38 protein-coding genes are annotated in these 22,495 nt (G+C 46.3%); all 38 read left to right on the top strand.

Annotation, left to right across the window (positions count from 1 at the left end; all coding sequences use genetic code 11):
* The first annotated feature begins 11 nt into the window (after positions 1–11).
* The 38 genes from rplD to ACKTSF_RS03965 all read left to right on the top strand — a co-directional run bounded on the left by rplD (position 12) and on the right by ACKTSF_RS03965 (position 22,388).
* A complete protein-coding gene (gene rplD / locus ACKTSF_RS03780; protein ID WP_407886783.1) occupies positions 12–635 on the top strand; it encodes a 50S ribosomal protein L4 in 624 nt (207 codons plus the stop codon).
* Positions 635–922, top strand: coding sequence for a 50S ribosomal protein L23 (gene rplW / locus ACKTSF_RS03785; RefSeq protein WP_407886785.1), 288 nt, complete (start codon positions 635–637; stop codon positions 920–922). The genes rplD and rplW overlap by 1 nt, the downstream gene beginning before the upstream one ends.
* A gap of 26 nt (positions 923–948) precedes the next feature.
* Complete coding sequence (rplB, locus tag ACKTSF_RS03790; RefSeq protein WP_407886787.1) at positions 949–1,797, top strand: 50S ribosomal protein L2; 849 nt, start codon at positions 949–951, stop codon at positions 1,795–1,797.
* A gap of 78 nt (positions 1,798–1,875) precedes the next feature.
* The gene (rpsS, locus tag ACKTSF_RS03795) at positions 1,876–2,151 is read left to right on the top strand and encodes a 30S ribosomal protein S19 (protein WP_407886789.1); all 276 of its coding nucleotides are present in this window, start codon (positions 1,876–1,878) and stop codon (positions 2,149–2,151) included.
* Positions 2,152–2,167: 16 nt separating this feature from the next.
* Positions 2,168–2,524: a 50S ribosomal protein L22 gene (gene rplV / locus ACKTSF_RS03800; protein ID WP_020090142.1), complete on the top strand. Its 357-nt coding sequence runs from the start codon at positions 2,168–2,170 to the stop codon at positions 2,522–2,524.
* A gap of 3 nt (positions 2,525–2,527) precedes the next feature.
* Entirely contained in the window at positions 2,528–3,187 is a 660-nt protein-coding gene (rpsC, locus tag ACKTSF_RS03805; protein WP_125701528.1) for a 30S ribosomal protein S3, read from the top strand.
* A 1-nt stretch (position 3,188) separates the two neighbouring features.
* Entirely contained in the window at positions 3,189–3,623 is a 435-nt protein-coding gene (rplP, locus tag ACKTSF_RS03810) for a 50S ribosomal protein L16 (RefSeq protein ID WP_407886791.1), read from the top strand.
* A complete protein-coding gene (gene rpmC, locus ACKTSF_RS03815; protein ID WP_020090139.1) occupies positions 3,613–3,807 on the top strand; it encodes a 50S ribosomal protein L29 in 195 nt (64 codons plus the stop codon). The genes rplP and rpmC overlap by 11 nt, the downstream gene beginning before the upstream one ends.
* A 28-nt stretch (positions 3,808–3,835) precedes the next feature.
* A complete protein-coding gene (gene rpsQ / locus ACKTSF_RS03820) occupies positions 3,836–4,102 on the top strand; it encodes a 30S ribosomal protein S17 (RefSeq protein WP_020090138.1) in 267 nt (88 codons plus the stop codon).
* Positions 4,103–4,152: 50 nt separating this feature from the next.
* Positions 4,153–4,521, top strand: coding sequence for a 50S ribosomal protein L14 (rplN, locus tag ACKTSF_RS03825; protein ID WP_020090137.1), 369 nt, complete (start codon positions 4,153–4,155; stop codon positions 4,519–4,521).
* 36 nt (positions 4,522–4,557) lie between these two features.
* Entirely contained in the window at positions 4,558–4,869 is a 312-nt protein-coding gene (gene rplX, locus ACKTSF_RS03830) for a 50S ribosomal protein L24 (protein ID WP_407886794.1), read from the top strand.
* A gap of 25 nt (positions 4,870–4,894) precedes the next feature.
* On the top strand, positions 4,895–5,437 hold the full coding sequence (gene rplE, locus ACKTSF_RS03835; protein WP_407886796.1) for a 50S ribosomal protein L5: 543 nt from the start codon (positions 4,895–4,897) through the stop codon (positions 5,435–5,437).
* 19 nt (positions 5,438–5,456) lie between these two features.
* A complete protein-coding gene (locus ACKTSF_RS03840; protein ID WP_081624603.1) occupies positions 5,457–5,642 on the top strand; it encodes a type Z 30S ribosomal protein S14 in 186 nt (61 codons plus the stop codon).
* A gap of 33 nt (positions 5,643–5,675) precedes the next feature.
* Positions 5,676–6,074, top strand: coding sequence for a 30S ribosomal protein S8 (gene rpsH / locus ACKTSF_RS03845; protein WP_020090134.1), 399 nt, complete (start codon positions 5,676–5,678; stop codon positions 6,072–6,074).
* A gap of 30 nt (positions 6,075–6,104) precedes the next feature.
* Positions 6,105–6,641 carry a 50S ribosomal protein L6 gene (rplF, locus tag ACKTSF_RS03850; protein WP_407886799.1) on the top strand — a complete coding sequence of 179 codons (537 nt, stop codon included), beginning with the start codon at positions 6,105–6,107 and terminating at the stop codon, positions 6,639–6,641.
* 38 nt (positions 6,642–6,679) lie between these two features.
* Entirely contained in the window at positions 6,680–7,045 is a 366-nt protein-coding gene (gene rplR, locus ACKTSF_RS03855) for a 50S ribosomal protein L18 (protein ID WP_027826031.1), read from the top strand.
* A gap of 22 nt (positions 7,046–7,067) precedes the next feature.
* Complete coding sequence (gene rpsE, locus ACKTSF_RS03860; protein ID WP_020090131.1) at positions 7,068–7,571, top strand: 30S ribosomal protein S5; 504 nt, start codon at positions 7,068–7,070, stop codon at positions 7,569–7,571.
* A 14-nt stretch (positions 7,572–7,585) separates the two neighbouring features.
* Positions 7,586–7,768 carry a 50S ribosomal protein L30 gene (rpmD, locus tag ACKTSF_RS03865; RefSeq protein ID WP_020090130.1) on the top strand — a complete coding sequence of 61 codons (183 nt, stop codon included), beginning with the start codon at positions 7,586–7,588 and terminating at the stop codon, positions 7,766–7,768.
* Between the two features lie 35 nt (positions 7,769–7,803).
* A complete protein-coding gene (rplO, locus tag ACKTSF_RS03870) occupies positions 7,804–8,238 on the top strand; it encodes a 50S ribosomal protein L15 (protein WP_020090129.1) in 435 nt (144 codons plus the stop codon).
* Complete coding sequence (gene secY, locus ACKTSF_RS03875) at positions 8,238–9,569, top strand: preprotein translocase subunit SecY (RefSeq protein ID WP_407886802.1); 1,332 nt, start codon at positions 8,238–8,240, stop codon at positions 9,567–9,569. Before rplO ends, secY begins: the two co-directional genes overlap by 1 nt.
* A gap of 93 nt (positions 9,570–9,662) precedes the next feature.
* Entirely contained in the window at positions 9,663–10,313 is a 651-nt protein-coding gene (locus ACKTSF_RS03880; protein ID WP_318531133.1) for an adenylate kinase, read from the top strand.
* Positions 10,314–10,476: 163 nt separating this feature from the next.
* Positions 10,477–10,695, top strand: coding sequence for a translation initiation factor IF-1 (gene infA, locus ACKTSF_RS03885; RefSeq protein ID WP_011668477.1), 219 nt, complete (start codon positions 10,477–10,479; stop codon positions 10,693–10,695).
* A 29-nt stretch (positions 10,696–10,724) separates the two neighbouring features.
* The gene (gene rpmJ / locus ACKTSF_RS03890; protein ID WP_011668476.1) at positions 10,725–10,844 is read left to right on the top strand and encodes a 50S ribosomal protein L36; all 120 of its coding nucleotides are present in this window, start codon (positions 10,725–10,727) and stop codon (positions 10,842–10,844) included.
* A gap of 26 nt (positions 10,845–10,870) precedes the next feature.
* Positions 10,871–11,236 (top strand): 30S ribosomal protein S13, encoded by a 366-nt coding sequence (gene rpsM / locus ACKTSF_RS03895; RefSeq protein WP_407886805.1) that lies wholly within the window; start codon positions 10,871–10,873, stop codon positions 11,234–11,236.
* A 17-nt stretch (positions 11,237–11,253) separates the two neighbouring features.
* Positions 11,254–11,643 (top strand): 30S ribosomal protein S11, encoded by a 390-nt coding sequence (gene rpsK / locus ACKTSF_RS03900; RefSeq protein ID WP_057734533.1) that lies wholly within the window; start codon positions 11,254–11,256, stop codon positions 11,641–11,643.
* An 87-nt stretch (positions 11,644–11,730) separates the two neighbouring features.
* Positions 11,731–12,681 carry a DNA-directed RNA polymerase subunit alpha gene (locus ACKTSF_RS03905; protein WP_020090124.1) on the top strand — a complete coding sequence of 317 codons (951 nt, stop codon included), beginning with the start codon at positions 11,731–11,733 and terminating at the stop codon, positions 12,679–12,681.
* A gap of 30 nt (positions 12,682–12,711) precedes the next feature.
* Positions 12,712–13,095 carry a 50S ribosomal protein L17 gene (gene rplQ / locus ACKTSF_RS03910; protein ID WP_020090123.1) on the top strand — a complete coding sequence of 128 codons (384 nt, stop codon included), beginning with the start codon at positions 12,712–12,714 and terminating at the stop codon, positions 13,093–13,095.
* Positions 13,096–13,455: 360 nt separating this feature from the next.
* Positions 13,456–14,295 carry an energy-coupling factor ABC transporter ATP-binding protein gene (locus ACKTSF_RS03915; RefSeq protein ID WP_407886808.1) on the top strand — a complete coding sequence of 280 codons (840 nt, stop codon included), beginning with the start codon at positions 13,456–13,458 and terminating at the stop codon, positions 14,293–14,295.
* On the top strand, positions 14,271–15,143 hold the full coding sequence (locus ACKTSF_RS03920; protein WP_407886810.1) for an energy-coupling factor ABC transporter ATP-binding protein: 873 nt from the start codon (positions 14,271–14,273) through the stop codon (positions 15,141–15,143). The genes ACKTSF_RS03915 and ACKTSF_RS03920 overlap by 25 nt, the downstream gene beginning before the upstream one ends.
* Entirely contained in the window at positions 15,136–15,936 is an 801-nt protein-coding gene (locus tag ACKTSF_RS03925) for an energy-coupling factor transporter transmembrane component T family protein (RefSeq protein WP_407886812.1), read from the top strand. The genes ACKTSF_RS03920 and ACKTSF_RS03925 overlap by 8 nt, the downstream gene beginning before the upstream one ends.
* 8 nt (positions 15,937–15,944) lie before the next feature.
* The gene (truA, locus tag ACKTSF_RS03930) at positions 15,945–16,742 is read left to right on the top strand and encodes a tRNA pseudouridine(38-40) synthase TruA (RefSeq protein WP_407886814.1); all 798 of its coding nucleotides are present in this window, start codon (positions 15,945–15,947) and stop codon (positions 16,740–16,742) included.
* A gap of 140 nt (positions 16,743–16,882) precedes the next feature.
* On the top strand, positions 16,883–17,326 hold the full coding sequence (gene rplM / locus ACKTSF_RS03935) for a 50S ribosomal protein L13 (RefSeq protein WP_407886816.1): 444 nt from the start codon (positions 16,883–16,885) through the stop codon (positions 17,324–17,326).
* Positions 17,327–17,339: 13 nt separating this feature from the next.
* Positions 17,340–17,732, top strand: a complete 393-nt coding sequence (gene rpsI / locus ACKTSF_RS03940; protein WP_020090117.1) for a 30S ribosomal protein S9 — start codon at positions 17,340–17,342, stop codon at positions 17,730–17,732.
* A 239-nt stretch (positions 17,733–17,971) separates the two neighbouring features.
* Positions 17,972–18,580 (top strand): DUF6287 domain-containing protein, encoded by a 609-nt coding sequence (locus tag ACKTSF_RS03945; RefSeq protein WP_407886819.1) that lies wholly within the window; start codon positions 17,972–17,974, stop codon positions 18,578–18,580.
* A gap of 110 nt (positions 18,581–18,690) precedes the next feature.
* Positions 18,691–19,482 carry a CAP domain-containing protein gene (locus ACKTSF_RS03950; RefSeq protein ID WP_407886820.1) on the top strand — a complete coding sequence of 264 codons (792 nt, stop codon included), beginning with the start codon at positions 18,691–18,693 and terminating at the stop codon, positions 19,480–19,482.
* Positions 19,483–19,519: 37 nt separating this feature from the next.
* Positions 19,520–20,023: a hypothetical protein gene (locus tag ACKTSF_RS03955; RefSeq protein ID WP_407886822.1), complete on the top strand. Its 504-nt coding sequence runs from the start codon at positions 19,520–19,522 to the stop codon at positions 20,021–20,023.
* Between the two features lie 328 nt (positions 20,024–20,351).
* Positions 20,352–21,713 carry a TrkH family potassium uptake protein gene (locus tag ACKTSF_RS03960; protein WP_434056355.1) on the top strand — a complete coding sequence of 454 codons (1,362 nt, stop codon included), beginning with the start codon at positions 20,352–20,354 and terminating at the stop codon, positions 21,711–21,713.
* 12 nt (positions 21,714–21,725) lie between these two features.
* The gene (locus ACKTSF_RS03965; RefSeq protein WP_407886826.1) at positions 21,726–22,388 is read left to right on the top strand and encodes a potassium channel family protein; all 663 of its coding nucleotides are present in this window, start codon (positions 21,726–21,728) and stop codon (positions 22,386–22,388) included.
* Positions 22,389–22,495: the final 107 nt, after the last annotated feature.

The following is a 22,495-nucleotide window of genomic DNA, read 5'->3' on the forward strand; positions in this document are numbered from 1 at the left end:
AGGATAATTAAATGACAAGCGTAGCATTATACAAACAAGATGGTAGCCAAAACGGCGACGTTACTTTGAACGCTGATATCTTCGGCATCGAACCTAACGAAAACGTCGTATTCGACACAATTTTGATGCAACGGGCATCTCTTCGCCAAGGAACTCACGCCGTTAAAAACCGGAGTGCCGTTCGTGGTGGTGGGAAGAAGCCATGGCGTCAAAAGGGTACTGGTCGGGCACGTCAAGGTTCAATCCGTTCACCACAATGGGTTGGCGGTGGTGTGGTCTTTGGACCTACCCCTCGTTCTTACAGTTACCACCTTCCTAAGAAGGTCGGCCGTTTAGCATTAAAGTCTATTCTTTCTCAAAAGGTTCTCGATGATAGTTTCGTCGTAGTCGACGGATTAGCATTCGATGCACCTAAGACGAAAGAATTTGCTTCAGTGCTTGCTGGTTTGAATGTCACGACTAAGACGTTAGTTGTTCTTGAAGACGACAACGTTACTGCTGCTTTAGCAGCTCGCAACTTAGCCAACGTTAAGGTTATTCCTGCCAAGAGCTTGAATGTCCTCGACATTGCTGATGCTGATAAGTTAGTGATCACGCAACCAGCTCTTTCTCAAGTAGAGGAGGTGCTCGCATAATGGAAGCACGTGACATTATTTTACGCCCAGTTGTTACTGAAGCCTCAATGGCAACTATGGACGACAAACGTTACACGTTCGACGTTGACGTACGAGCAACTAAGACTCAAGTCAAGCATGCTATTGAAGACATCTTTGACGTTAAGGTTGTTAAGGTCAACATCATGAACTTAAAAGGTAAGAAAAAGCGTCAAGGTCGTTACGAAGGCTACACTAAGAAGCGTCGTAAGGCTATTGTCAGCTTATCTGCCGACTCAAAAGAAATCAAGTTATTCAGCGAAGAATAAAATCTCAGATATAGGAGGGAAATAACGTGGCGATTAAGAAATACAAACCAACAAGCAATGGTCGTCGTAACATGACGAGCTTGGTTTACAAAGACGTCATCACTAAGACGACTCCTGAAAAGTCATTGCTTGATTCACAAAGTCACTCTGCTGGCCGTAACAACGCTGGTAAGATGACTGTCCGTCATCGTGGCGGTGGTAACAAGCGTCAATACCGGATCATCGACTTTAAGCGTATTAAGGATGATGTTCCAGCAACTGTTAAGGCTATCGAATACGATCCTAACCGGACTGCAAACATTGCCTTGTTAGTTTACGCTGACGGTATCAAGTCATACATCATTGCTCCTAAGGGCTTAAAGGTTGGCGACAAGGTTCAATCTGGTCCAGAAGCTGATATCAAGACTGGTAACGCTTTGCCATTAGCTAACATTCCATTCGGTACTGTTATTCACAACATCGAATTGAAGCCAGGCAAGGGTGGCCAATTGGTCCGTTCTGCTGGGACTTCAGCACAATTGTTAGGTAAAGCTAACGATGACAAGTACGTGTTGGTTCGGTTATCATCTGGTGAAGTTCGGATGGTTCTGAAGGTCAACCGTGCAACTATCGGTGCCGTAGGTAACGAAGAACATGAATTGGTTAACGTTGGTAAAGCCGGTCGTAATCGTTGGATCGGTCAACGTCCTCACGTTCGTGGTTCAGTTATGAACCCTAACGATCACCCACATGGTGGTGGTGAAGGTAAAGCACCTGTTGGTTTACCATCTCCTCTTTCTCCATGGGGTAAGAAGACCGTTGGTAAGAAGACGCGTTCTAAGAAGAACAAGAGCGACAAGTTCATCGTACGTCGTCGTAAAGGTTCTAAGATGTAATCATCCGGTTATCCGGATGTCGAGAGACCTGGTGATCATCGCGTTTAGCGATGCGCCACAAGTAGAGGAGGTTTCATAATGGGTCGTAGTTTGAAAAAAGGACCTTTCGCCGATGCGCACTTATTAAAGAAAGTTGATGCGCAGAAGGATCAAGACAAGAAGGCCGTCATTAAGACCTGGTCCCGCCGGTCTACTATTTTCCCTAGCTTTATTGGTTTAACCATTGCTGTATACGATGGACGGAAGCATGTCCCAGTTTACATTCAAGAAGATATGGTAGGCCACAAGCTTGGCGAATTCGTACCAACCCGGACATTCCGTGGTCATGGTGGCGACGATAAAACAACTCGTTGATAAGGAGGATTAACTAATGGCTGAACAAGTTACATCAGCGCAAGCGACTGCTAAGACGGTTCGGATTGCTGCTCGCAAAGTCCGCCTTGTCATCGATCTTATCCGCGGCAAGAGCGTCGCTGAAGCGATCGCTATTTTAAAGTTCACACCGCGTGGAGCATCACCGGTTGTGGCAAAGGTTTTGAACTCAGCAATTGCTAACGCAGAAAATAATTTTGACTTAGATCGTCAAGACTTAGTTGTTAGCGAAGCCTACGTGAACGAAGGCGCAACCCTTAAGCGGTTCCGTCCTCGTGCCAAAGGCTCTGCTTCACCAATCAACAAACGTACGAGTCACATTACGGTTGTTGTATCTGAAAAAAAGGAGGGATAACACGTGGGTCAAAAAGTAAATCCAACTGGATTACGGGTCGGTATCATTCGCGACTGGGAAGCAAAGTGGTATGCTGAGAAGGATTTCGCTGCTTACCTGAAGGAAGACCTTCAAATCCGTAAGTTTATTGAAAAGCGTCTTGTTGACGCATCTGTATCAACTGTTGAGATTGAACGGGCTGCAAACCGTGTTAACATCTCAATTCACACTGCCAAGCCAGGTATGGTTATTGGTAAGGGTGGTTCAGAAGTCGAAAATCTCCGTAAGGAATTGAATGACTTAACTGGCAAACGTGTCCACATCAACATCGTGGAAATCAAGAAGCCAGATCTGGATGCCAAATTGGTTGGCGAAAACATCGCCCGTCAATTGGAAGGCCGTGTTGCATTCCGTCGCGCTATGCGTGGGACAATGCAACGGACCATGCGTTCTGGTGCCAAGGGTATCAAGACGCAAGTATCAGGCCGTTTGAACGGTGCTGACATGTCCCGTGTCGAAAGCTATGCTGAAGGTACGGTTCCTCTGCACACGTTACGTGCTGATATCGATTATGCTTGGGTAGAAGCTCACACCACTTATGGTTCTCTGGGTGTTAAGACCTGGATCTACCGTGGCGAAGTTTTGCCTGAAAAGAAACAATCTAACGGACAAGGAGGGAAATAGCATGCTGGTACCTAAGCGAGTAAAGTTCCGTCGTGTCCACCGTGGTAAGCTACGTGGCGAATCCAAGGGTGGCAAGAGCGTTGCTTTCGGCGACTACGGTTTGCAAGCGTTGGATTCCAAGTGGATCACCAACCGTCAAATCGAAGCAGCCCGTGTTGCAATTACACGTTACATGAAGCGTGGTGGGAAAGTTTGGATTAAGATTTTCCCTCACAAATCCTACACTGCTAAAGGTGTTGGGGTCCGGATGGGTAATGGTAAAGGTACGCCTGATGGCTGGGTAGCCCCAGTTAAGCGTGGCAAGGTTATGTTTGAAGTGGGTGGCGTTTCAGAAGAAACTGCCCGCGAAGCATTACGTCTTGCAGCCATGAAACTTCCCGTTCGTACTAAGGTTTTATCTCGAGAGGAAGTAGGTGGCGAATCTAATGAAGACTAAAGAAATCAACGAATTAACCACTGCTGAAATGCTCGATAAAGAAAAGAGCTACAAGGACGAATTATTCAACTTGCGTTTCCAATTAGCTACTGGTCAATTGGAAAACACCGCACGGTTGAAGCAGGTTCGCAAGAACATTGCGCGGATTAAGACCGCTCTTCGCCAACAAGAACTGAACAAGTAGAATACGATAAGAAGGAGGTCACTAATACATGAGTGATGCACGTAATAACCGCAAGGTTTACCGTGGTCGTGTCGTGTCTGACAAGATGGACAAGACGATCACTGTCGTTGTAGAAACGACGAAGACGGATGCAAGATATGGCAAGCGTGTCAAGTACTCCAAGAAGTACAAGGCACATGACGAAAACAACGAAGCCCAAACAGGCGACATTGTTGAAATCATGGAAACTCGCCCATTATCTGCTACCAAGCGGTTCCGCTTAGTCGACATTGTTGAAAAAGCAGTAATCATTTAGGTGTCGTTTTTATCGTATTCTGAACTAGATCTGAAGGGAGGACACTAGCTGTGATCCAACAAGAAAGTCGCTTAAAGGTCGCCGATAACTCCGGCGCCCGGGAAATCCTGACTATCAAGGTTCTGGGTGGCTCAAAACGTCGCTACGCCGGAATCGGTGATGTCATCGTTGCTACTGTCAAACAAGCAACACCAGGTGGCGTTGTCAAAAAAGGTGATGTAGTCAAGGCTGTTGTTGTTCGTACGAAGTCTCGTGTACGTCGTAACGATGGTTCTTACATCGGTTTTGATGAAAATGCTGCTGTGCTGATTAAAGACGACAAGAGCCCACAAGGGACTCGGATCTTTGGACCAGTTGCACGTGAATTACGTGACAACGACTTCATGAAGATTATCTCATTAGCACCCGAAGTACTGTAATCAAGAATCGTGTTAAACAAGGAGGTGCCCACAGGAATGCTTATTAAAACTGGTGACAAGGTCCGCGTGATCGCTGGCAAGGACAAAGGCAAAGAAGGTACTGTTTCCAAAATCCTTAATGCCAAGAACCGCGTGATCGTTAAAGGCGTCAATATGATTAAGAAGCACCAAAAAGCTTCTCAAACTAATCCCCAAGGCGGAATTATTGATATTGAAGCACCAATTCACGCATCCAACGTTATGCTTATTGATCCTTCGAACAACGAACCAACCCGGCTTGGCGTTCGTGTTGAAGATGGTCACAAAGTCCGGTTCTCTAAGAAGTCCGGCGAAACCATCGACAAATAATCACTGAAAGGAGGAACATAATTTCATGTCAGCTCGTTTAAAAGAAAAGTTCGTTAATGAAATTACCCCATCATTGGTGGAAAAATTCAGCTACAGCTCTGTTATGCAAACGCCGAAGATCGAAAAGATCGTTTTGAACATGGGTGTTGGTGACGCTGTTACCAACGCTAAGAACCTCGACGAAGCCGTTGAAGAACTTGGTTTGATTTCTGGTCAAAAGCCTTTGGTTACTAAGGCCAAGAAATCAATCGCAACCTTCCGTCTTCGTGAAGGTATGTCAATCGGTGCAAAGGTTACCCTTCGTGGGGACCGGATGTACGAATTCCTGGATAAGTTGATCAACGTGTCATTGCCACGTGTTCGTGACTTCCATGGTGTTAGTGCTCGTGCCTTTGATGGCCGTGGTAACTACACTTTGGGGATCAAGGAACAATTGATCTTCCCAGAAATCAACTTTGATAACGTTAACCGTGTTCGTGGTTTGGACATCGTTATCGTTACAACGGCTAACACTGATGAAGAGTCACGCGAATTGCTGACTCAATTCGGTATGCCGTTCTCACACTAATTAAGGAGGTTCACACAAATTGGCTAAGAAATCACAAATTGCTAAGAACAAGCGTCCTGCGAAGTTCTCTACACAAGAATATACTCGTTGCGAACGTTGTGGACGTCCACACTCTGTTTATCAAAAGTTCCACCTTTGCCGTATCTGCCTACGCGAACTTGCCCACAAGGGTCAAATTCCTGGTATGAAGAAGGCTAGCTGGTAAAACGAATTTTAAACAAAGGGAGGGTAAACGTTAATGTCCATGACTGATCCTATTGCAGACTTCTTGACGCGGATTCGTAACGCCAACATGGTGCGTCACGAATCACTCGAAGTACCTGCATCTAAAATTAAACGCGACATCGCTGAAATCCTGAAGCGCGAAGGTTTCATCCGTAATGTTGAATACATCGATGATGACAAACAAGGTATCATCCGCGTATTCCTCAAGTACGGCAAGGATAACCAACGTGTTATCAGTGGTTTGAAGCGTATTTCCAAGCCCGGCTTACGTTCATACGTTAAAGCCGACGATGTACCAAAGGTATTAAACGGTTTAGGTATCGCTATCATCTCAACCTCAGAAGGGGTCGTTACTGATAAAGAAGCGCGTGCCAAGAAAATCGGTGGCGAAGTTCTCGCTTACATTTGGTAAAACTTTTAAGAAGATAGGAGGTGCCTTACAGTGAGTCGTATTGGTTATAAAACTGTCGACGTCCCAGCCGGCGTTGACGTAAAACGCGATGGTGATCAAGTTACTGTCAAGGGTCCTAAAGGTTCTTTAACCCGGACTTTCTCTGACATCATCGCCATGAAAATTAGTGACGGTGCGGTTGATTTTGACCGTCCAGACAACAACAACAAGACCCGTGCACTTCATGGTACGCAACGTGCCAACTTAAACAACATGGTTCAAGGTGTTGTTAATGGTTTCGGTAAGACTTTGAAGCTGGTCGGTGTTGGTTACCGTGTTCAAGCTAAGGGTAAGACTTTGGTATTGAGCGTTGGTTACTCCAACCCTGTTGAAATGGCAATTCCAGAAGCCTTGGAAGTTAAGGTTCCTGATAACACGACCATCAACATTTCTGGTATCAGTAAGCAAGAAGTCGGTGACTTTGCCGCCGAAATTCGTGCCGTTCGTTCACCAGAACCTTACAAGGGTAAGGGTATCCGTTACGAAAACGAATACGTTCGGATTCGTGAAGGTAAGACTGGTAAGTAACAGTAACGCAGCTTAATTGCTGATAATTCTACAAAGAGGTGACTATTTTGATTACAAAACCAGATAAGAATAAGACACGTCAAAAGCGTCATACGCGTGTCCGGAACAAAATTTCTGGAACTGCAGAACGCCCACGCTTAAACGTTTTCCGCTCTAACAAAAACATCTACGCTCAAGTCATTGATGACGTAGCGGGTGTCACGCTTGTTAGTGCCTCAACGTTAGATAGTGAAGTGAGTGGCGACAACAAGACCGACCAAGCTAAGGCTGTTGGTGTTTTAGTTGCTAAGCGCGCTGTCGAAAAGAAAATTGGCAACGTCGTGTTTGATCGTGGTGGGTACTTGTACCATGGCCGTGTTCAAGCATTGGCAGAAGCTGCTCGTGAAAACGGGCTGGAATTTTAACAGTAAGGAGGAATAACCACACATGGCAAAATTTATTGATCCCGACAAATTAGAACTTGAAGACAACGTTGTTGCTATCAACCGGATCACCAAAGTTGTTAAAGGTGGCCGTCGTCTTCGGTTCTCAGCACTTGTAATTGTCGGCGATAAGAACGGTCACGTTGGCTTTGGTACTGGTAAAGCACAAGAAGTCCCAGAAGCTATCCGTAAGGCTGTTGAAGCCGCTCGTAAGAACTTGATCGAAGTTCCAATCGTGGGAACTACCATTCCTCACGAAGCACTCGGTCTTTATGGTGGGGGCAAGATCTTACTCAAGCCTGCTGCTGAAGGTTCTGGAGTTACTGCCGGTGGTGCCGTTCGTTCCGTCATGGAATTAGCCGGTGTTGCTGATGTTACTTCAAAGCGTCTTGGCTCTAACACGCCAGTTAACGCAGTTCGTGCCACTTTTGCTGGCCTTGCTGAGTTGAAGCGTGCTGAAGAAGTTGCCGCTCTCCGTGGTGTCTCTCTTCAACACTTAGCTGAATAAGGAGGGGTATTAAAATGGCTCAATTAAAAGTTACTTTAATTCATAGTGTTGCACACCGCCTCCCTAAACAGCGGAAGATCGTGGCTGCTCTTGGCTTGAACCGTGTTAACAGCACTGTTGTTCAACCAGACAACGAAGCAACCCGTGGTGCGCTTTTCCAAATCGCACATTTAATTAAAGTTGAAGAAGTTAAGTAGTACTCATTTCATTTTATAAGGAGGTGCGCAATAGCATGAAGTTGAACGAATTAAAACCTGCTGAAGGCTCACGGAAGGTTCGTAACCGAGTTGGTCGTGGTGACTCATCTGGTAACGGTAAGACTGCTGGTCGTGGCCAAAAGGGTCAAAAGGCTCGTAGCAAGACCCGTTTGGGTTTTGAAGGTGGCCAAATGCCACTGTACCGTCGTATTCCAAAGCGTGGGTTTACCAACATTAACCGTAAGGAATTTGCTGTCGTAAACTTATCCGCTTTGAACGTCTTTGATGATGGTGCTGAAGTTACTCCAGCTGCCTTGGTTGAAGCTGGTATCGTGAAGAACGAAAAGGCCGGTATTAAGATCTTAGGCAACGGTGAAGTAACGAAGAAGTTGACGGTCAAGGCCGCTAAGTTCTCCAAGTCAGCTGCCGAAGCTATCGAAGCTGCTGGTGGTAAGACTGAGGTGATTTAATGCTCACAAGCTTAAAAAACGCTTTTAAGATTAAAGATATTCGTAAAAAGATTCTCTTTACTCTTCTGGTTTTGATTGTCTTTCGGTTGGGTACCTATATTACTGTCCCCGGCATTAACGCGAAGGCACTTCAAAGCGTTGCGTCTTCTGGGTTAGTTAGTATTTTAGATACCTTCAGTGGTGGTGGGTTAACAAACTATTCCATCTTTGCGATGGGGGTTTCACCATACATCACTGCACAAATCGTTATTCAATTGCTACAAATGGACATCGTTCCGCGCTTCGTTGAATGGAGTAAGCAAGGGGACGTTGGACGGCGGAAGTTAAACCAAGCCACTCGCTACTTAGCGATTGCCTTGGCTTTCGTTCAGTCGATCGGGATCACTGCCGGTTTCAGTGCGCTTAGCTCAATGAAATTGGTGCAAAATCCTAGTGTGGCAACATACCTCTCAATCGGGTTAATCCTGACTGGTGGGACCATGTTGACGACTTGGATGGGTGATATGATTACCGATCGTGGGTTAGGTAACGGGATTTCAATGATTATCTTTGCAGGTATCATTGCCCGAACCCCCACTGCCGTCTACAAAGTCTACAAAGATTACTTCGTTGACATCGCGACTGGTGACATGTGGAAGAGCGTGCTCTTCGTATTAGGTTTAGTTGTTCTGGTATTGTTGATCGTGACGTTTACGACGTGGGTTCAACAAGCTGAACGGCGGGTCCCAATGCAATACACGCGTCGGGTTTCTGGTTCGCCAGATTCCAGTTATCTTCCATTAAAGGTTAACGTGGCTGGGGTTATTCCAGTTATCTTCGCAAGTTCGTTTATTGCTACGCCTCAAACTATTTTGATGGCATTCCAAAATACGCATTCGCAAGATGCTTGGTACCAAACCATGACGAATCTTTTCAACATGCAAACCTTTGATGGTGCCATTCTGTACACCGTTCTGATCGTTGTGTTCACGTTCTTCTATGCGTTCGTTCAAGTTAACCCAGAAAAGTTGTCTGAGAACCTGCAAAAGCAGGGAAGCTACATTCCTGGTGTTTGGCCTGGTCACGAAACGCAGTCATACGTTTCCAGTTTGTTGATGCGACTCAGCACTGTTGGGTCACTCTTCCTTGGATTCATTTCCTTAATTCCGTTGTTAGCCCAAAATCTTTGGGACTTAGATGAGTCTATTGGTTTAGGTGGTACCAGCCTCTTAATCGTCGTTGGTGTTGCTATCGAAACCATGCGTCAGGTGGACGGATTGATGATGAAGCGCGAATACGTCGGCTTTATTCAAGGGTCGTCAAATGACCCTCAAGGTCCAGAACCAGCTTAATGAGTTTCCAGCGGGTGTGTTGATCTAATTGGCACACCTGCTTGTGTATTTTAGGCTAATAATTTTGAAATAAGGAGAACGAACATGACAGCAATGAATTTAATCCTCATGGGCTTACCGGGTGCCGGTAAAGGGACCCAAGCTCAAAAGATTATCGATGAGTTCCACTTGCCGCATATTTCTACGGGAGATATCTTCCGTGAAGCGATGAAGAACGAAACCGAAATGGGCTTGGCAGCTAAGAAGTTCATCGACAAAGGTGAACTGGTACCGGATGAAGTCACGAATGGCATTGTTCGGGATCGCTTAGCTCAAGACGATACCAAGGCGGGATTCATGTTGGATGGGTTCCCCCGTTCGATTGTTCAAGCCGAGGCTTTAGATAGCTTTGGTCCCGAACTAGATCGGGCCATCAACGCCGTGATCAACATTCACGTTGAACCTGATGTCTTGGTAGAACGCCTTTCTGGCCGGTACATCTGCCGGACTTGTGGTGCCACTTATCATAAATTGTACAACAACCCTAAGGTTGAAGGCACTTGTGATGTTTGTGGTGGCCATGATTTCTACCAACGTGAAGATGACAAGCCTGAAACGGTGAAGAATCGCTTGGCAGTTAACCTTAAGGCTAACACGCCATTAGTTGATTACTATACCAAGAAGGATTTGCTTTTTACGGTTGATGGTGACCGGGCTATCGATGATGTCTACGTCGACATTGAAAAGATCTTGAAGAACCTATAGATTTACTAAGTTCTTGCTAAGTTGTGGGAATTATGGTAGACTTATTCAGGTTTAGCCTGTAAATGGCGCGCTGTCGCAATTCACAGGTGCTAGGTAGGGGCAACACGCTTGCTCCTGCTGCTTTTACGTGTATTTTACACGCAATTATAAGGGAGGTACTTTCGTGGCGAAAAGCGATGTCATCGAAGTCGAAGGTAAAGTTACCGAAACATTACCCAACGCAATGTTTCGGGTCGAATTAGAAAACGGTCATGAGATTCTCGCTCATGTCTCCGGTAAGATTCGGATGCATTACATCCGTATTCTGCCCGGTGACCGAGTAACTGTTGAAATGTCACCGTATGACTTGTCTAAAGGCCGGATTACTTATCGTTTCAAGTAACCGCCTGGACAGATGTAGGAGGGATATTCATGAAAGTAAGACCATCAGTTAAGCCAATGTGCGAACACTGCAAGGTTATCAAGCGTAAGGGTCGAGTAATGGTTATTTGCTCAGCCAACCCTAAGCATAAACAACGCCAGGGTAAGTAATTCAATTTATAGGAGGTGCACATTTAATGCCACGTATTGCTGGAGTGGATTTACCACGTGATAAGAAAATCGCTTATGGTTTGACTTACATTTTTGGTATTGGTATCAACACCGCACACAAGATTATTGCGGATGCTGGTGTCGCAGAAGACGTTCGGGTTCGTGATTTGACACCTGATCAAGAAGACAAGGTTCGTGCCGAAGTCGACAAGTACAAGGTCGAAGGTGACTTACGTCGTGAAGTTAGCCTGAACATCAAGAACTTGCAAGAAATCGGTTCTTACCGTGGTATGCGTCACCGTCGCGGTTTACCTGTTCGCGGCCAACACACCAAGAACAACGCCCGCACTCGGAAGGGTAAAGCCGTTTCCGTTGCCGGTAAGAAGAAGTAAAGGAGGGTTAAGACTTTATGGCTACTAGAAAAACTAGTCGCAAGCGTCGGGTCAAGAAGAATATTGAATCCGGTGTTGCACACATTCACGCTACGTTTAACAACACATTAGTAATGATCACTGACGTTCAAGGTAACGCCATTGCTTGGTCATCTGCTGGTGCATTAGGTTTCAAGGGTAGTCGGAAATCAACACCATTTGCTGCTCAAATGGCTGCTGAAGCCGCTGCTAAGGCATCACAAGAACATGGTATTAAGTCCGTTGAAGTTGCTGTTAAGGGTCCTGGTTCAGGACGTGAAGCTGCTATCCGGGCCATCCAAGCTGCTGGTATCGAAGTTACGGCTATCCGCGACGTGACACCAGTGCCTCATAATGGGACTCGTCCTCCAAAGCGCCGTCGGGTTTAACGTGAGCGTTTCATTAATGAGGGCAACCTTCATGATGGGATTGACTTATAGGAGCTCAACGCGGTTTGAAAGGGGTAAACGATAAGAATGATTGAATTTGAAAAGCCTAACATTCATAAAATTGACGAAAGTAGCAACTACGGTAAGTTTGTTGTTGAACCGTTAGAACGTGGTTACGGGACAACGCTTGGCAACTCTTTACGGCGGATTTTGCTTTCATCATTACCTGGTGCAGCTGTTACCAGCATTCAAATCGACGGGGTTTTGCATGAATTTTCGACGGTTGAAGGTGTGGTTGAAGACGTCACGCAGATCATCTTAAATGTTAAGAAGATCGCGCTGAAACTCAACGGTTCCGATGATCAAGAGGAAACCATGGAAATTAACGTTAAGGGTCCAGCACAAATCACTGCCGGTGATATTGTTGCGGGTGCTGACGTTGATGTCTTAAACCCAGATCTGTACATTGCTACGGTTGCCGATGGGGCAACGTTCCATATGCGGATGACTGCGGATAAGGGCCGTGGCTATGTTTCTGCTGACGAGCACAAAGCTCAGAACACGGAAATGCCAATTGGTGTCTTAGCTGTTGATTCCATTTACACCCCAATCGAACGGGTTAACTACCAAGTAGAGAATGCACGGGTTGGCCAACGGGCTGACTACGATAAATTGACCCTGGATGTTTGGACAAACGGTTCAATTAATCCAAGCGAAGCCATTGCATTGGCTGCTAAGATCTTAACCGAACATCTGGCTATGTTTGTCGACTTGACCGACGAAGCTAAGAATGCGGAAATCATGGTTGAAAAAGAAGAAACGCATAAGGAAAAGATGCTTGAGATGACCATCGAAGAGCTCGACTTATCCGTTCGTTCTTACAACTGCTTGAAGCGTGCTGGTATCAACACGGTCCAAGAATTGACCAATAAGACTGAAGCAGACATGATGAAGGTTCGTAACTTGGGTCGCAAGTCCCTTGAAGAAGTTAAGGCTAAGTTAGCTGACTTAGGTTTGTCACTTCGGAAGGAAGACTAATTTTAGACACTCAAAGGAGGGTTTCTGGTTATGAGTTACCGTAAATTACAACGGACTAGTTCTCAACGTCGTGCATTGTTACGCGATTTGACTACCAGTTTAATTTTAAACGGCCGCATCGAAACGACTGAAGCACGCGCTAAAGAAGTTCGGAAGACGGCTGACCAAATGATTACCTTAGGTAAGCAAGGCGACTTGCACGCACGTCGTCAAGCTGCTGCGTTCATCCGTAACGTTGTTGCAGATGTTAAGGAAGACGGCGATGATGTTGTCGTTACCAGCGCATTGCAAAAGGTATTCAGCGAATTAGCACCTAAGTACGCCGACCGTAATGGTGGTTACACGCGTATCTTAAAGACGATGCCTCGTCGCGGTGATGGTGCCGCTATGGCTATCTTGGAATTCGTTGACTAGTCTTTACTAGATCTCGATTCATGGAGTGATCACGTCCATAAACGTGATACCGATATGTTTTAAATTAATCACTAGAACCATGTGGTATAGAGCGCTACGATGATGGGGAAATTTTTCCGAGTCTAGCTTGAATGGGGGCGAAAGCCTCAGCGCCGCTGGTTTGTTAGTGATTTTTTTATACACTTTTTTATTGATGCTTTTGGAGCGGTAATTTGAAATCGAGTCGTTGGTTGCTTAGCTCAGAATACAACCAAACGTGTTCAATAAAATTTGAAAAGCTTAGGCACAACTCTTCGGTAACGTCGAAATATTTGGTATAATTAGCGGTGACTTTTTTCGTAAGGAGAATCAATAGCGCAGATGGAAAATATAATTGAAGTTAAACATCTGACCTACCGTTACCAAGAGAATGATCCACAACCCGCGCTAAGTGACGTTAGTTTTACCGTGCATACCGGGGAATGGCTCGCAATTGTTGGCCATAACGGAAGTGGAAAATCTACGCTAGCGAAGTCGCTAGACGGTTTGCTGCCGTTTACAAGCGGTGAGGTCATTGTTGGGGGCGTTCAATTGACCCCGGAGACGGTGTGGCAAGTTCGTGAGAAGATCGGCATGATTTTCCAGAACCCCGACAACCAGTTCGTTGGCGCGACTGTCGAAGACGATGTTGCTTTTGGCCTGGAAAATCGGCAAATGACCCGCACGGAAATGCTGCCACGGGTCAAGGCTGCTATTGAACGCGTTGGTATGAGCGATTTTTCTCAGCGTGAACCGAGTTCTCTATCCGGGGGACAGAAGCAACGGGTGGCGTTGGCAGGGATTGTCGCGATTGCACCGGATGTGTTGATTCTCGATGAAGCGACCAGTATGCTGGATCCTCAGGGACGACGTGAGATGTTGGCCCTCGTGCGTGAGCTGCGGCAGACTCAGCACCTGACTGTCATTTCAATCACACATGATATTGATGAAGCTGCTATCGCGGATCGAGTATTGGTGATCGACGATGGTCAGTTGATTGATGAGGCCGCTCCGGCTGCTATTTTTGCGCAAGGTGAGCGACTCGTCGAGCTTGGTCTGGACCTGCCTTTCACGGAAAAATTAAAGGTGGCGTTGCGGCAACGGGGCATTGAACCTCCAGCTGCCTATCAGAGTGCTGCGGAAATGGAGGAATGGCTGTGGCAATCTCTTTCGAACACGTAAGCTACACCTACCAAGCAGGAACACCCATGGCCACTTCCGCGGTTAGTGATGTCTCCTTTGTGGTACCGGACCATGGCTATTTGGCCATCATTGGCCATACCGGAAGTGGTAAATCCACGCTGATCCAACAACTCAATGCGTTACTTAAACCCACGGCAGGCCAACTTACCGTGGATGATTTTACCATGACACCTAAGACGACTAATGCTGATTTGAAACCATTACGACAGCATGTTGGCATGGTTTTTCAGTTTCCGGAGAATCAACTCTTCGAAGAAACTGTGCGACAGGACATCGCATTTGGGCCTAAAAATTTCGGGATGGGTGAGACTGACGCTAATAAACTAGCCGATGCCATGTTGCAGACGGTCGGTTTGGAGAATAGCTATGCTGAACGGTCGCCCTTTGAACTCTCTGGTGGTCAGATGCGGCGGGTCGCCATTGCCGGTGTTCTAGCAATGCGTCCCAAGGTCTTGGTTCTCGATGAGCCAACTGCGGGGCTGGATCCTCAAGGGCGTCAGGAAATGATGACCTTGTTTGACCGGCTTCACCGTGAACAGGGCTTGACGATTGTACTAGTGACTCATCAGATGGAGGACGTCGTGCAGTACGCCGAACAAGTCGCCGTGATGCGCGATGGCCAATTGGCCAAATTTGGCACACCAGCAGAGGTCTTCAGCAGTGAGACCTGGTTGCGGGAGAATCAATTGGATATGCCCCAAGCTGCTCAGGTCGCCCAACGGTTGGCCAATCGTGGCTTGACGTGGGCGCCGTTACCCTTGACGGCTGCTCAGTTGGCTGATCAAATTGCTGCGCGGTGGCCTCGAGAGGGGGGCACGCATGTCTAACTTTATCTTTGGTCGGTATCTGCCGCTGAACTCGGTGGTTCATCGACTGGACCCCAGGGCAAAATTACTGTTGAGTTTCTGCTATATCGTGTTGGTCTTCATGGCCAACAATCCTGTGAACTACCTGATTATTATCGCGTTTACCTTAGGATCGATCCTGGCTTCAAAGATTAGCTTAGGCTTCTTTTTGAAAGGTATTCGTCCGTTGATCTGGCTGATTGTTTTCACGGTAGTCTTGCAGTTACTGTTCAGTCCCACTGGCGGTCACGTGTATTTTCACTGGGCATTCGTCAACATTACGCAGTTTGGACTCATCAACTCTGGCTATATTTTCATTCGGTTCTTGTTGATCATTATGATGTCCACACTATTGACGCTGTCCACCCAACCGTTGGACATTGCGACCGGCCTAGCGTCGCTGATGAAACCCTTGCGCTGGGTTCGCGTCCCCGTCGACACGTTAGCGATGATGCTGTCGATTGCGTTACGGTTTGTCCCCACGTTGATGGATGAAGCCAATAAAATCATGAATGCGCAGCGGGCACGTGGCGTGGATTTTGGTGAGGGTGGCTTGTTGAAACAGGCCAAGTCTTTGATTCCCCTAATGGTCCCATTATTCATGAGTGCCTTTAATCGGGCAGAGGACTTGTCTACGGCTATGGAAGCACGTGGGTACCGGGATAGTGAGCATCGCAGTCAGTATCGTATTTTAACTTGGCAACGACGAGATACGATTACGTGGATTATTTTTGTGGTGGCATTTGCCGCCATTTTAGCTACTCGTCGTTGGTAGGAGGAAACATGCAACGTTACAAGATAACTTTTATGTATGATGGGACCAATTTTGCTGGGTTTCAGCGGCAGCCTCACAGACGGACGGTCGAAAGCGTCTTGACTAAGATCGTCAACAAGATGGCCAAAAATCCAACACCGACTATCGCAATCTACGGATCTGGGCGAACCGATTCAGGTGTCCACGCATTAGCTCAGGTGGCGCATTTCGACTTTCCCTTCATGATTCCCGCGGAGAACATGCGTAAGGGCTTAAACAGCATGTTACCGATGGATATGGAGGTGTTAAAGGTCGAAGAGGTGGCGGAGACGTTCCATGCGCGCTATGATGTTTCTGGGAAGCGCTATTTGTACCGAATAGATCTAGGTGAATTTCGAAATCCATTTAAACGTCATTATACGGGGCACTGGAAGTTTCCGGTGGATTTAGGTAAGATTGACCAGGCGCTGGGTGACTTGGTCGGAGAACACGATTTTACCAGTTTTGTGGCGTCTGGGGCCCAGACACGGACATTTGTGCGAACCATCTATGAGGCGACCTGTCATCTCGATGAGGCGAATGATGAATTGGTCTTTGAGTTTTATGGCAATGGCTTCATGTACAATCAGGTTCGGATCATGGTGGGGGTGCTGATTGAAATTGGTGCTGGCACTCGACCAATTCATGATATTTTGCGACTTTACGAAGTTAAGGACCGGCGGCAAGCTCGTAGAACGGTGTCAGCCGCGGGTTTATACTTGAAACATGTCTATTATCAGGGAGAGGATCCGGCGCATCCAACGAAATTACCGCAACGTCAGCGATGAAATTTCGGATAAGGGGCTAAACAATCATTGACTTTATGGTGAAAACTTTGTATTATGGTTGTTGGTATTGTTTGCCCCACGATAAGCCCCGGAAAGTTTACTTGGTGTCAGACAAACACAGATTTATGGAGGAATTTAACGTGCGTACAACTTATATGGCAAAACCCAACGATGTTGACCGTAAATGGTACATCGTTGACGCAACTGATGTTAGCTTAGGTCGTCTTGCTTCAGTCGTTGCTTCTGTATTACGTGGTAAGAACAAGCCAACGTTCACCCCTAACGTGGACACTGGTGATAACGTAATCGTCATCAACGCTGATAAAGTCGCTTTAACTGGCCGTAAGGCAACCGACAAGATTTACTACCACCACACTGGATTTCCTGGTGGCTTGAAGTCACGGACTGCTGGTAACTTCCGGGATCAAAACCCAGAAAAACTGATCGAAACTTCTGTTCAAGGTATGCTCCCTAAGAATTCATTAGGTCACCACATGGCATTGAAGCTTCACGTGTACGCTGGTGAAGACCACAAGCACGAAGCACAAAAGCCAGAAGTATTAGACATTACTAACCTAATCTAAGGAGGAAACCAAATTGGCACAAGTTCAATATCGCGGCACTGGCCGTCGTAAAAACTCCTCTGCACGTGTACGCTTAGTACCCGGCTCAGGTAAGATTGTTATGAACAACAAGGCAATCGAAGATTACATTCCATTCGCAAGTATTCGTGAAGTTGTTTTACAACCATTCAACGTTACGGAAACTCTCGGTAACTATGATGCATTAGTTACTGTTCGCGGTGGTGGTTTCTCCGGTCAAGCCGGCGCAACTCGTCACGGGATCGCTCGGGCATTGCTCGATGTAGATCCAGATTTCCGTGGACCATTGAAGCGTGCGGGTCTTTTGACTCGTGACGCTCGTATGAAAGAACGGAAGAAGCCAGGTCTCAAGAAGGCCCGTAAAGCTTCACAATTCTCAAAGCGTTAATATTTCGTATATCGACGTTTACAAGGCACTCACTTTGGTGGGGGCCTTTTTTTGTATTCAAGATTGAATTGATTTGCTTATTTTTTGTATCAATATTAGGTGTACTTTATACATATAATATTGATACAGATGATGATTACTGATATTATAAATACAGGACATTGGCAAATTCCACTGCCCATAATATTGGTAGCGAGTGGGTTAGCAGCATCTTTGATAGTTAGATCTTAAGGAGGTATATGGTAATCAGAAAATATCAGTTGTTGTTCATAAGCTTATTATTGATGGGGACAGGGATCCTAGCGGGATGTCAGTCAAATAAAGCCAATACTGCTAGTTCTCAGTCAAGCTCAACTCATTCGGAGGTTCAGCAGTCTAAAGAGTCAGCTTCGAATCAGTCTGAAGGCACTCAAATGAATTTTAAGGAGATTCAGGCAGGCGATTATTCTAGTTTAGCAGGAGACTGGGAAGAAAAAGGTGCACATGGTGCGCATCTGGTTGATCTTCCAGGAAAAAATAGATGGACGCGTGATTCATCGTTCTATCATGAACCACTCAAAGTGACGGATTCAGGAATTGATACTGATCCTACTGGACTATCGATGAATAAGTCTAAGATTTTTTGGGGTGATGATGGACATCCTTATAAATTTACAACGAAATCTGGTGTTTTAATTGCGGGTACAGTCGGCGATGAAACCATAAGTTCTGCGAAATTTTATTTCTACCCACAGGGAACGCCGGCACATTTTAAGTTTGATCATGGTGTTCATGATATGCCTTCAAAGAATCGAATTTTTATTTGGGCGAAGGATAATGACAACCTGTGGTATTACGTCCAGGATTAAAATCTGGTTTCATATGTTTTGATATGAGATGAGTGGAACAAATGAGTATAAATTGAATGGGCTATCGGTGTGCAATTGCCCAAAAGTCCAGAAAGTTGGAGGAATCTGTGATGAAATTTAGAAAGATGGTTATTTCAGTGGTAACGATTTTGAGCATGGGGGTTGTCGGGCTGGCCGTGGGAACAGCAACTGGAACCAATTCAGCGTTTGCTAAAACCAAGTCGGCAAAAGTCATTAAGACGACCACTTACAAGACAAAACACAAGGTGCATGTCAAAGGCGGCTGGATGTACAGCAATGCCAAGCTCACGCATAAGAGTCACCACATGACCAGTTACTTATATACCAAGTTCTACGCAACGAAGAAGGTCACGGTTCGTCAGGCCAATGGCAAGACGGCAACGGTTAACTACATAAAGTCAAAGAACGGTCAAGTCAAGGGCTACGTTTATGCGACCTATGTCTGGAACCAATGGGGTTACGGCAAGTATAGTGTGGCGGCGTATCGGAAGGCGGCACTGAACACCATTAATCAGGATCGGGCCAAAGCTGGTGCACAGCCATTAAAAGAAACGGCCAAGCTGGATAAGATTGCGCAAAAAAACAGTGACCGGATGTTAAAAGAAGGGAAGCAGTTTAAGGCGAATCTTGAAGGTACGCCACATGCTGGCTGGATTATTGATGACTACCTTGCACCAAAATCCAATCCGATTATCCATTATGAAAACGGCAATCAGTGGGGCAGAGGATCAGTTTATTCATGGATGCGCGTGACGGATCGTTGGCGAGATATTGGTGCTGAACCACACTTAATGAATAAAAATCAAACGTCCATTGGTTTCGGCGGCACCCAACATGGTGAAGCCATCTACATGTTTGTATTGTTGTCACACAACAATTAGCAAGATGTTTCTTAGTTCAAAGAATGGAGAATGAACAATGAAAAAATTCTTAATTACAGTGATGCTTATCTTGGCCACAGTCATCGGTGGAAATGTGTTGATGAGCACCGACCTCACCGCACAGGCGCAGGCTGGCGCGGCTAAGGTGACGAAGTTGAAGACAACACCGAAGAAGATTCGCGGTACCTGGTACCACTATGATAAAAAGTATGGGATGAACAAGGTGGTCATTACCAAGTATAAGGTAAGTTTCAGAACCTTCAATGGTAAGAAGTATACGCATAAAATGACCACGTTCCCTAACCAAATCATTTACAAATACACCCACAAGCATCAGCGAACGATTTATGCTTTTAATAGTAAGACCGAGCTTGGCGATGCAGCGGGTTATTACATGTATACCATGAAGATTAAGGGCAAGAAGCGTCACGTCCTGGTTGACCCCTCGCAGAGCACGGATCATAAACCAAGCGTCTACACACACTTCCAAACAAAACATGCCTACTTTGCACCGAAGAACACGCAACCTGGGGTGGGCTAAACTAACCAAATAGCATTTAAACAAGACCAACCTGCCGCAGGACATCAAACATGATGACGTTCTACGACAGGTTTTTGAGTACACCACCAGGGATGGGGGTGTTATTTACAAAAGAAGCGGGTAAACACTTGCAAGACGATGCCCTGCTACTTATTGTGAGGGTAAAACCATTTTGAATGGTTCGTGTTGAAACGGTGCCATGGTTGGTGATGATTAAGCTGGCAATTGGGAATTCAATAAACCAGTAATTTGGGTGTTGTTTTCCTGCAGTGGTTGTCTTAGACTGAGGGAATGGATACTGATACGAGGTAAGGGACAAGGGACAATCATGGATAAAATTCGACATTCAAAGTTTTATGACTTATTTTTAGATACATTATCGAAGAAAATGGTAATGGGGTTCATTTTAATTATCGCGGTGGGGACGCTCATGCTCAGTGTACCGGTGGCGACTTATACCGGGTCAGTCTCATTTATTAACGCCCTCTTTACAGCGACCTCAGCGACTTGTATTACAGGGCTAACAGTTGTCAATACCGCAGAGACGTGGACACCATTTGGTCAAGTCGCCATTATGATTATGACTGAAATTGGGGCGTTGGGGTACATGACGTTTGCAGTGTTGCTCTTTAACGTGATGCGGCGCCACCTGAACCTGTCGACACAACTCATGGTGAAGGAATCGTTGAACCTAGAGCACCTGCACGATACTAAGAGTGTCATGCAGTACGTCATTGTCCTGTCAGCGTTGTTTCAGATTGCCGGGATGATTCTGTTCGCCTTTGACTTTATTCCGCGTTACGGGTGGTCTCGGGGACTGTATGTGTCCCTGTTCCACTCCGTCATGTCGTTTTGCAACGCCGGATTCGACGTTTTTGGTAACAGTTTGATGGGCTTTCGAGATGATTCTTATATGTTGCTGGTGACCACCCTGCTGATCGTAGCCGGGGGTCTAGGCTTCCTAGTTTGGCGCGATCTGCTGCTCTTCCATGAGCGCAAACGGTTGACGCTGAACTCCAAACTAACGTTGGTGACCACGTTATCCTTGTTTGTGATTGGATTTGTGATTCTGTTGGTCACTGAACGGGACCTGAGCCTGCTGCCCAAGGGAACATCGTGGTTCAATCGGACCATCAATACGTTATTTCTCAGCGTGACACCGCGGACGGCGGGACTCGTCTCGTTGCCCACAAGTGAGCTACATCCCGGGAGTATTTTTCTGATTATGATTCTGATGTTTATCGGTGGGACGCCCGGGTCGACTGCCGGGGGGATTAAGACCACAACGTTTGGCGTGCTGATGATTCAGAGTATTGCGCAGCTCCGTGGGAAAAAGGACGCGGAGTTTGCCCATCGTCGTTTCAGTCAATCTAACGTGAGTCGGGCGCTATTGCTGATCTTTATGGCCAGCGTGGTCATTGCTCTGGCAACCTTGGTTCTCACGCAGACGGAAAAGATTCCACATAATTTTGGCCTGGAATACATTGTATTCGAAGTCTTGTCTGCATTTGGTACGGTTGGACTGAGCCTGGGGTTGACGCCCCATCTGACGGTCATAGGTAAGATTATCATTATGCTGCTGATGTTCATCGGGCGGGTCGGTATCTTCACGACACTCTACACGCTGTCACGCCGTCAGGTTAAGAAGAACCTGATTCGTTACCCTGAAGAAAATATTTTAATTGGTTAAGGAGTCTGAACGATGAAAAAAAGTTTTGCAGTGTTAGGTCTCGGCCGATTTGGACAGAGCGTTGTTGAAACGTTAGCGGAGACCCACCAAGATGTGCTGGCCGTTGATGTTCAGGAAGCACCCGTTAATGAAATGACGGAGATTGCCACGCAAACGTTGGTGGCCGATACGCGGGACGAAGAGGTTCTACGGGAACTTAACATCGATACCTTTGATTACGTCATTGTCGGCATCGGGAATAACATGGAAGCCAGCATCCTGACCACCATGCTTGCGAAGGAGCTGGGGGCCGAAAAGGTCATTGCTAAGGCGGAAACGAGTGATCACGGTCGGGTTCTGAAACGGGTTGGCGCCGATCAGGTAATTTTTCCGGAACGCGATATGGGGCACAGCATTGTTCGCAAGCTGCTGTCTAATCATATCCTGAATTTTATTGATCTGAGTGATAAATACACGTTAGCGGAAGTGGTCATTACCGATCCGACATTTGTGAATCAGAACTTGATTCAATTGAATCTGAGACAACGTTTCGACCTGACAATCATTGCCATTCAACACGATCAGAAGATTAACATTTCTCCACAACCGACCGACATGGTGATGTTGCATGACGTGTTGACGGTGGTCGGGCCCATTGAACACGTTGAGGCGTTGGACGAGGCATTGAAGAAGTAGGGCTTAGCTCCTGACTATACCAAAGTTCTCGGGATACGCAATAATTAAGTGGAACTGTTTTTCAAATCCTGTTGCGGTGGGATTCATAAATGAAAATAACCTAAGAG

This window comes from Levilactobacillus muriae, assembly GCF_045862015.1.
Taxonomy (GTDB): domain Bacteria; phylum Bacillota; class Bacilli; order Lactobacillales; family Lactobacillaceae; genus Levilactobacillus; species Levilactobacillus muriae.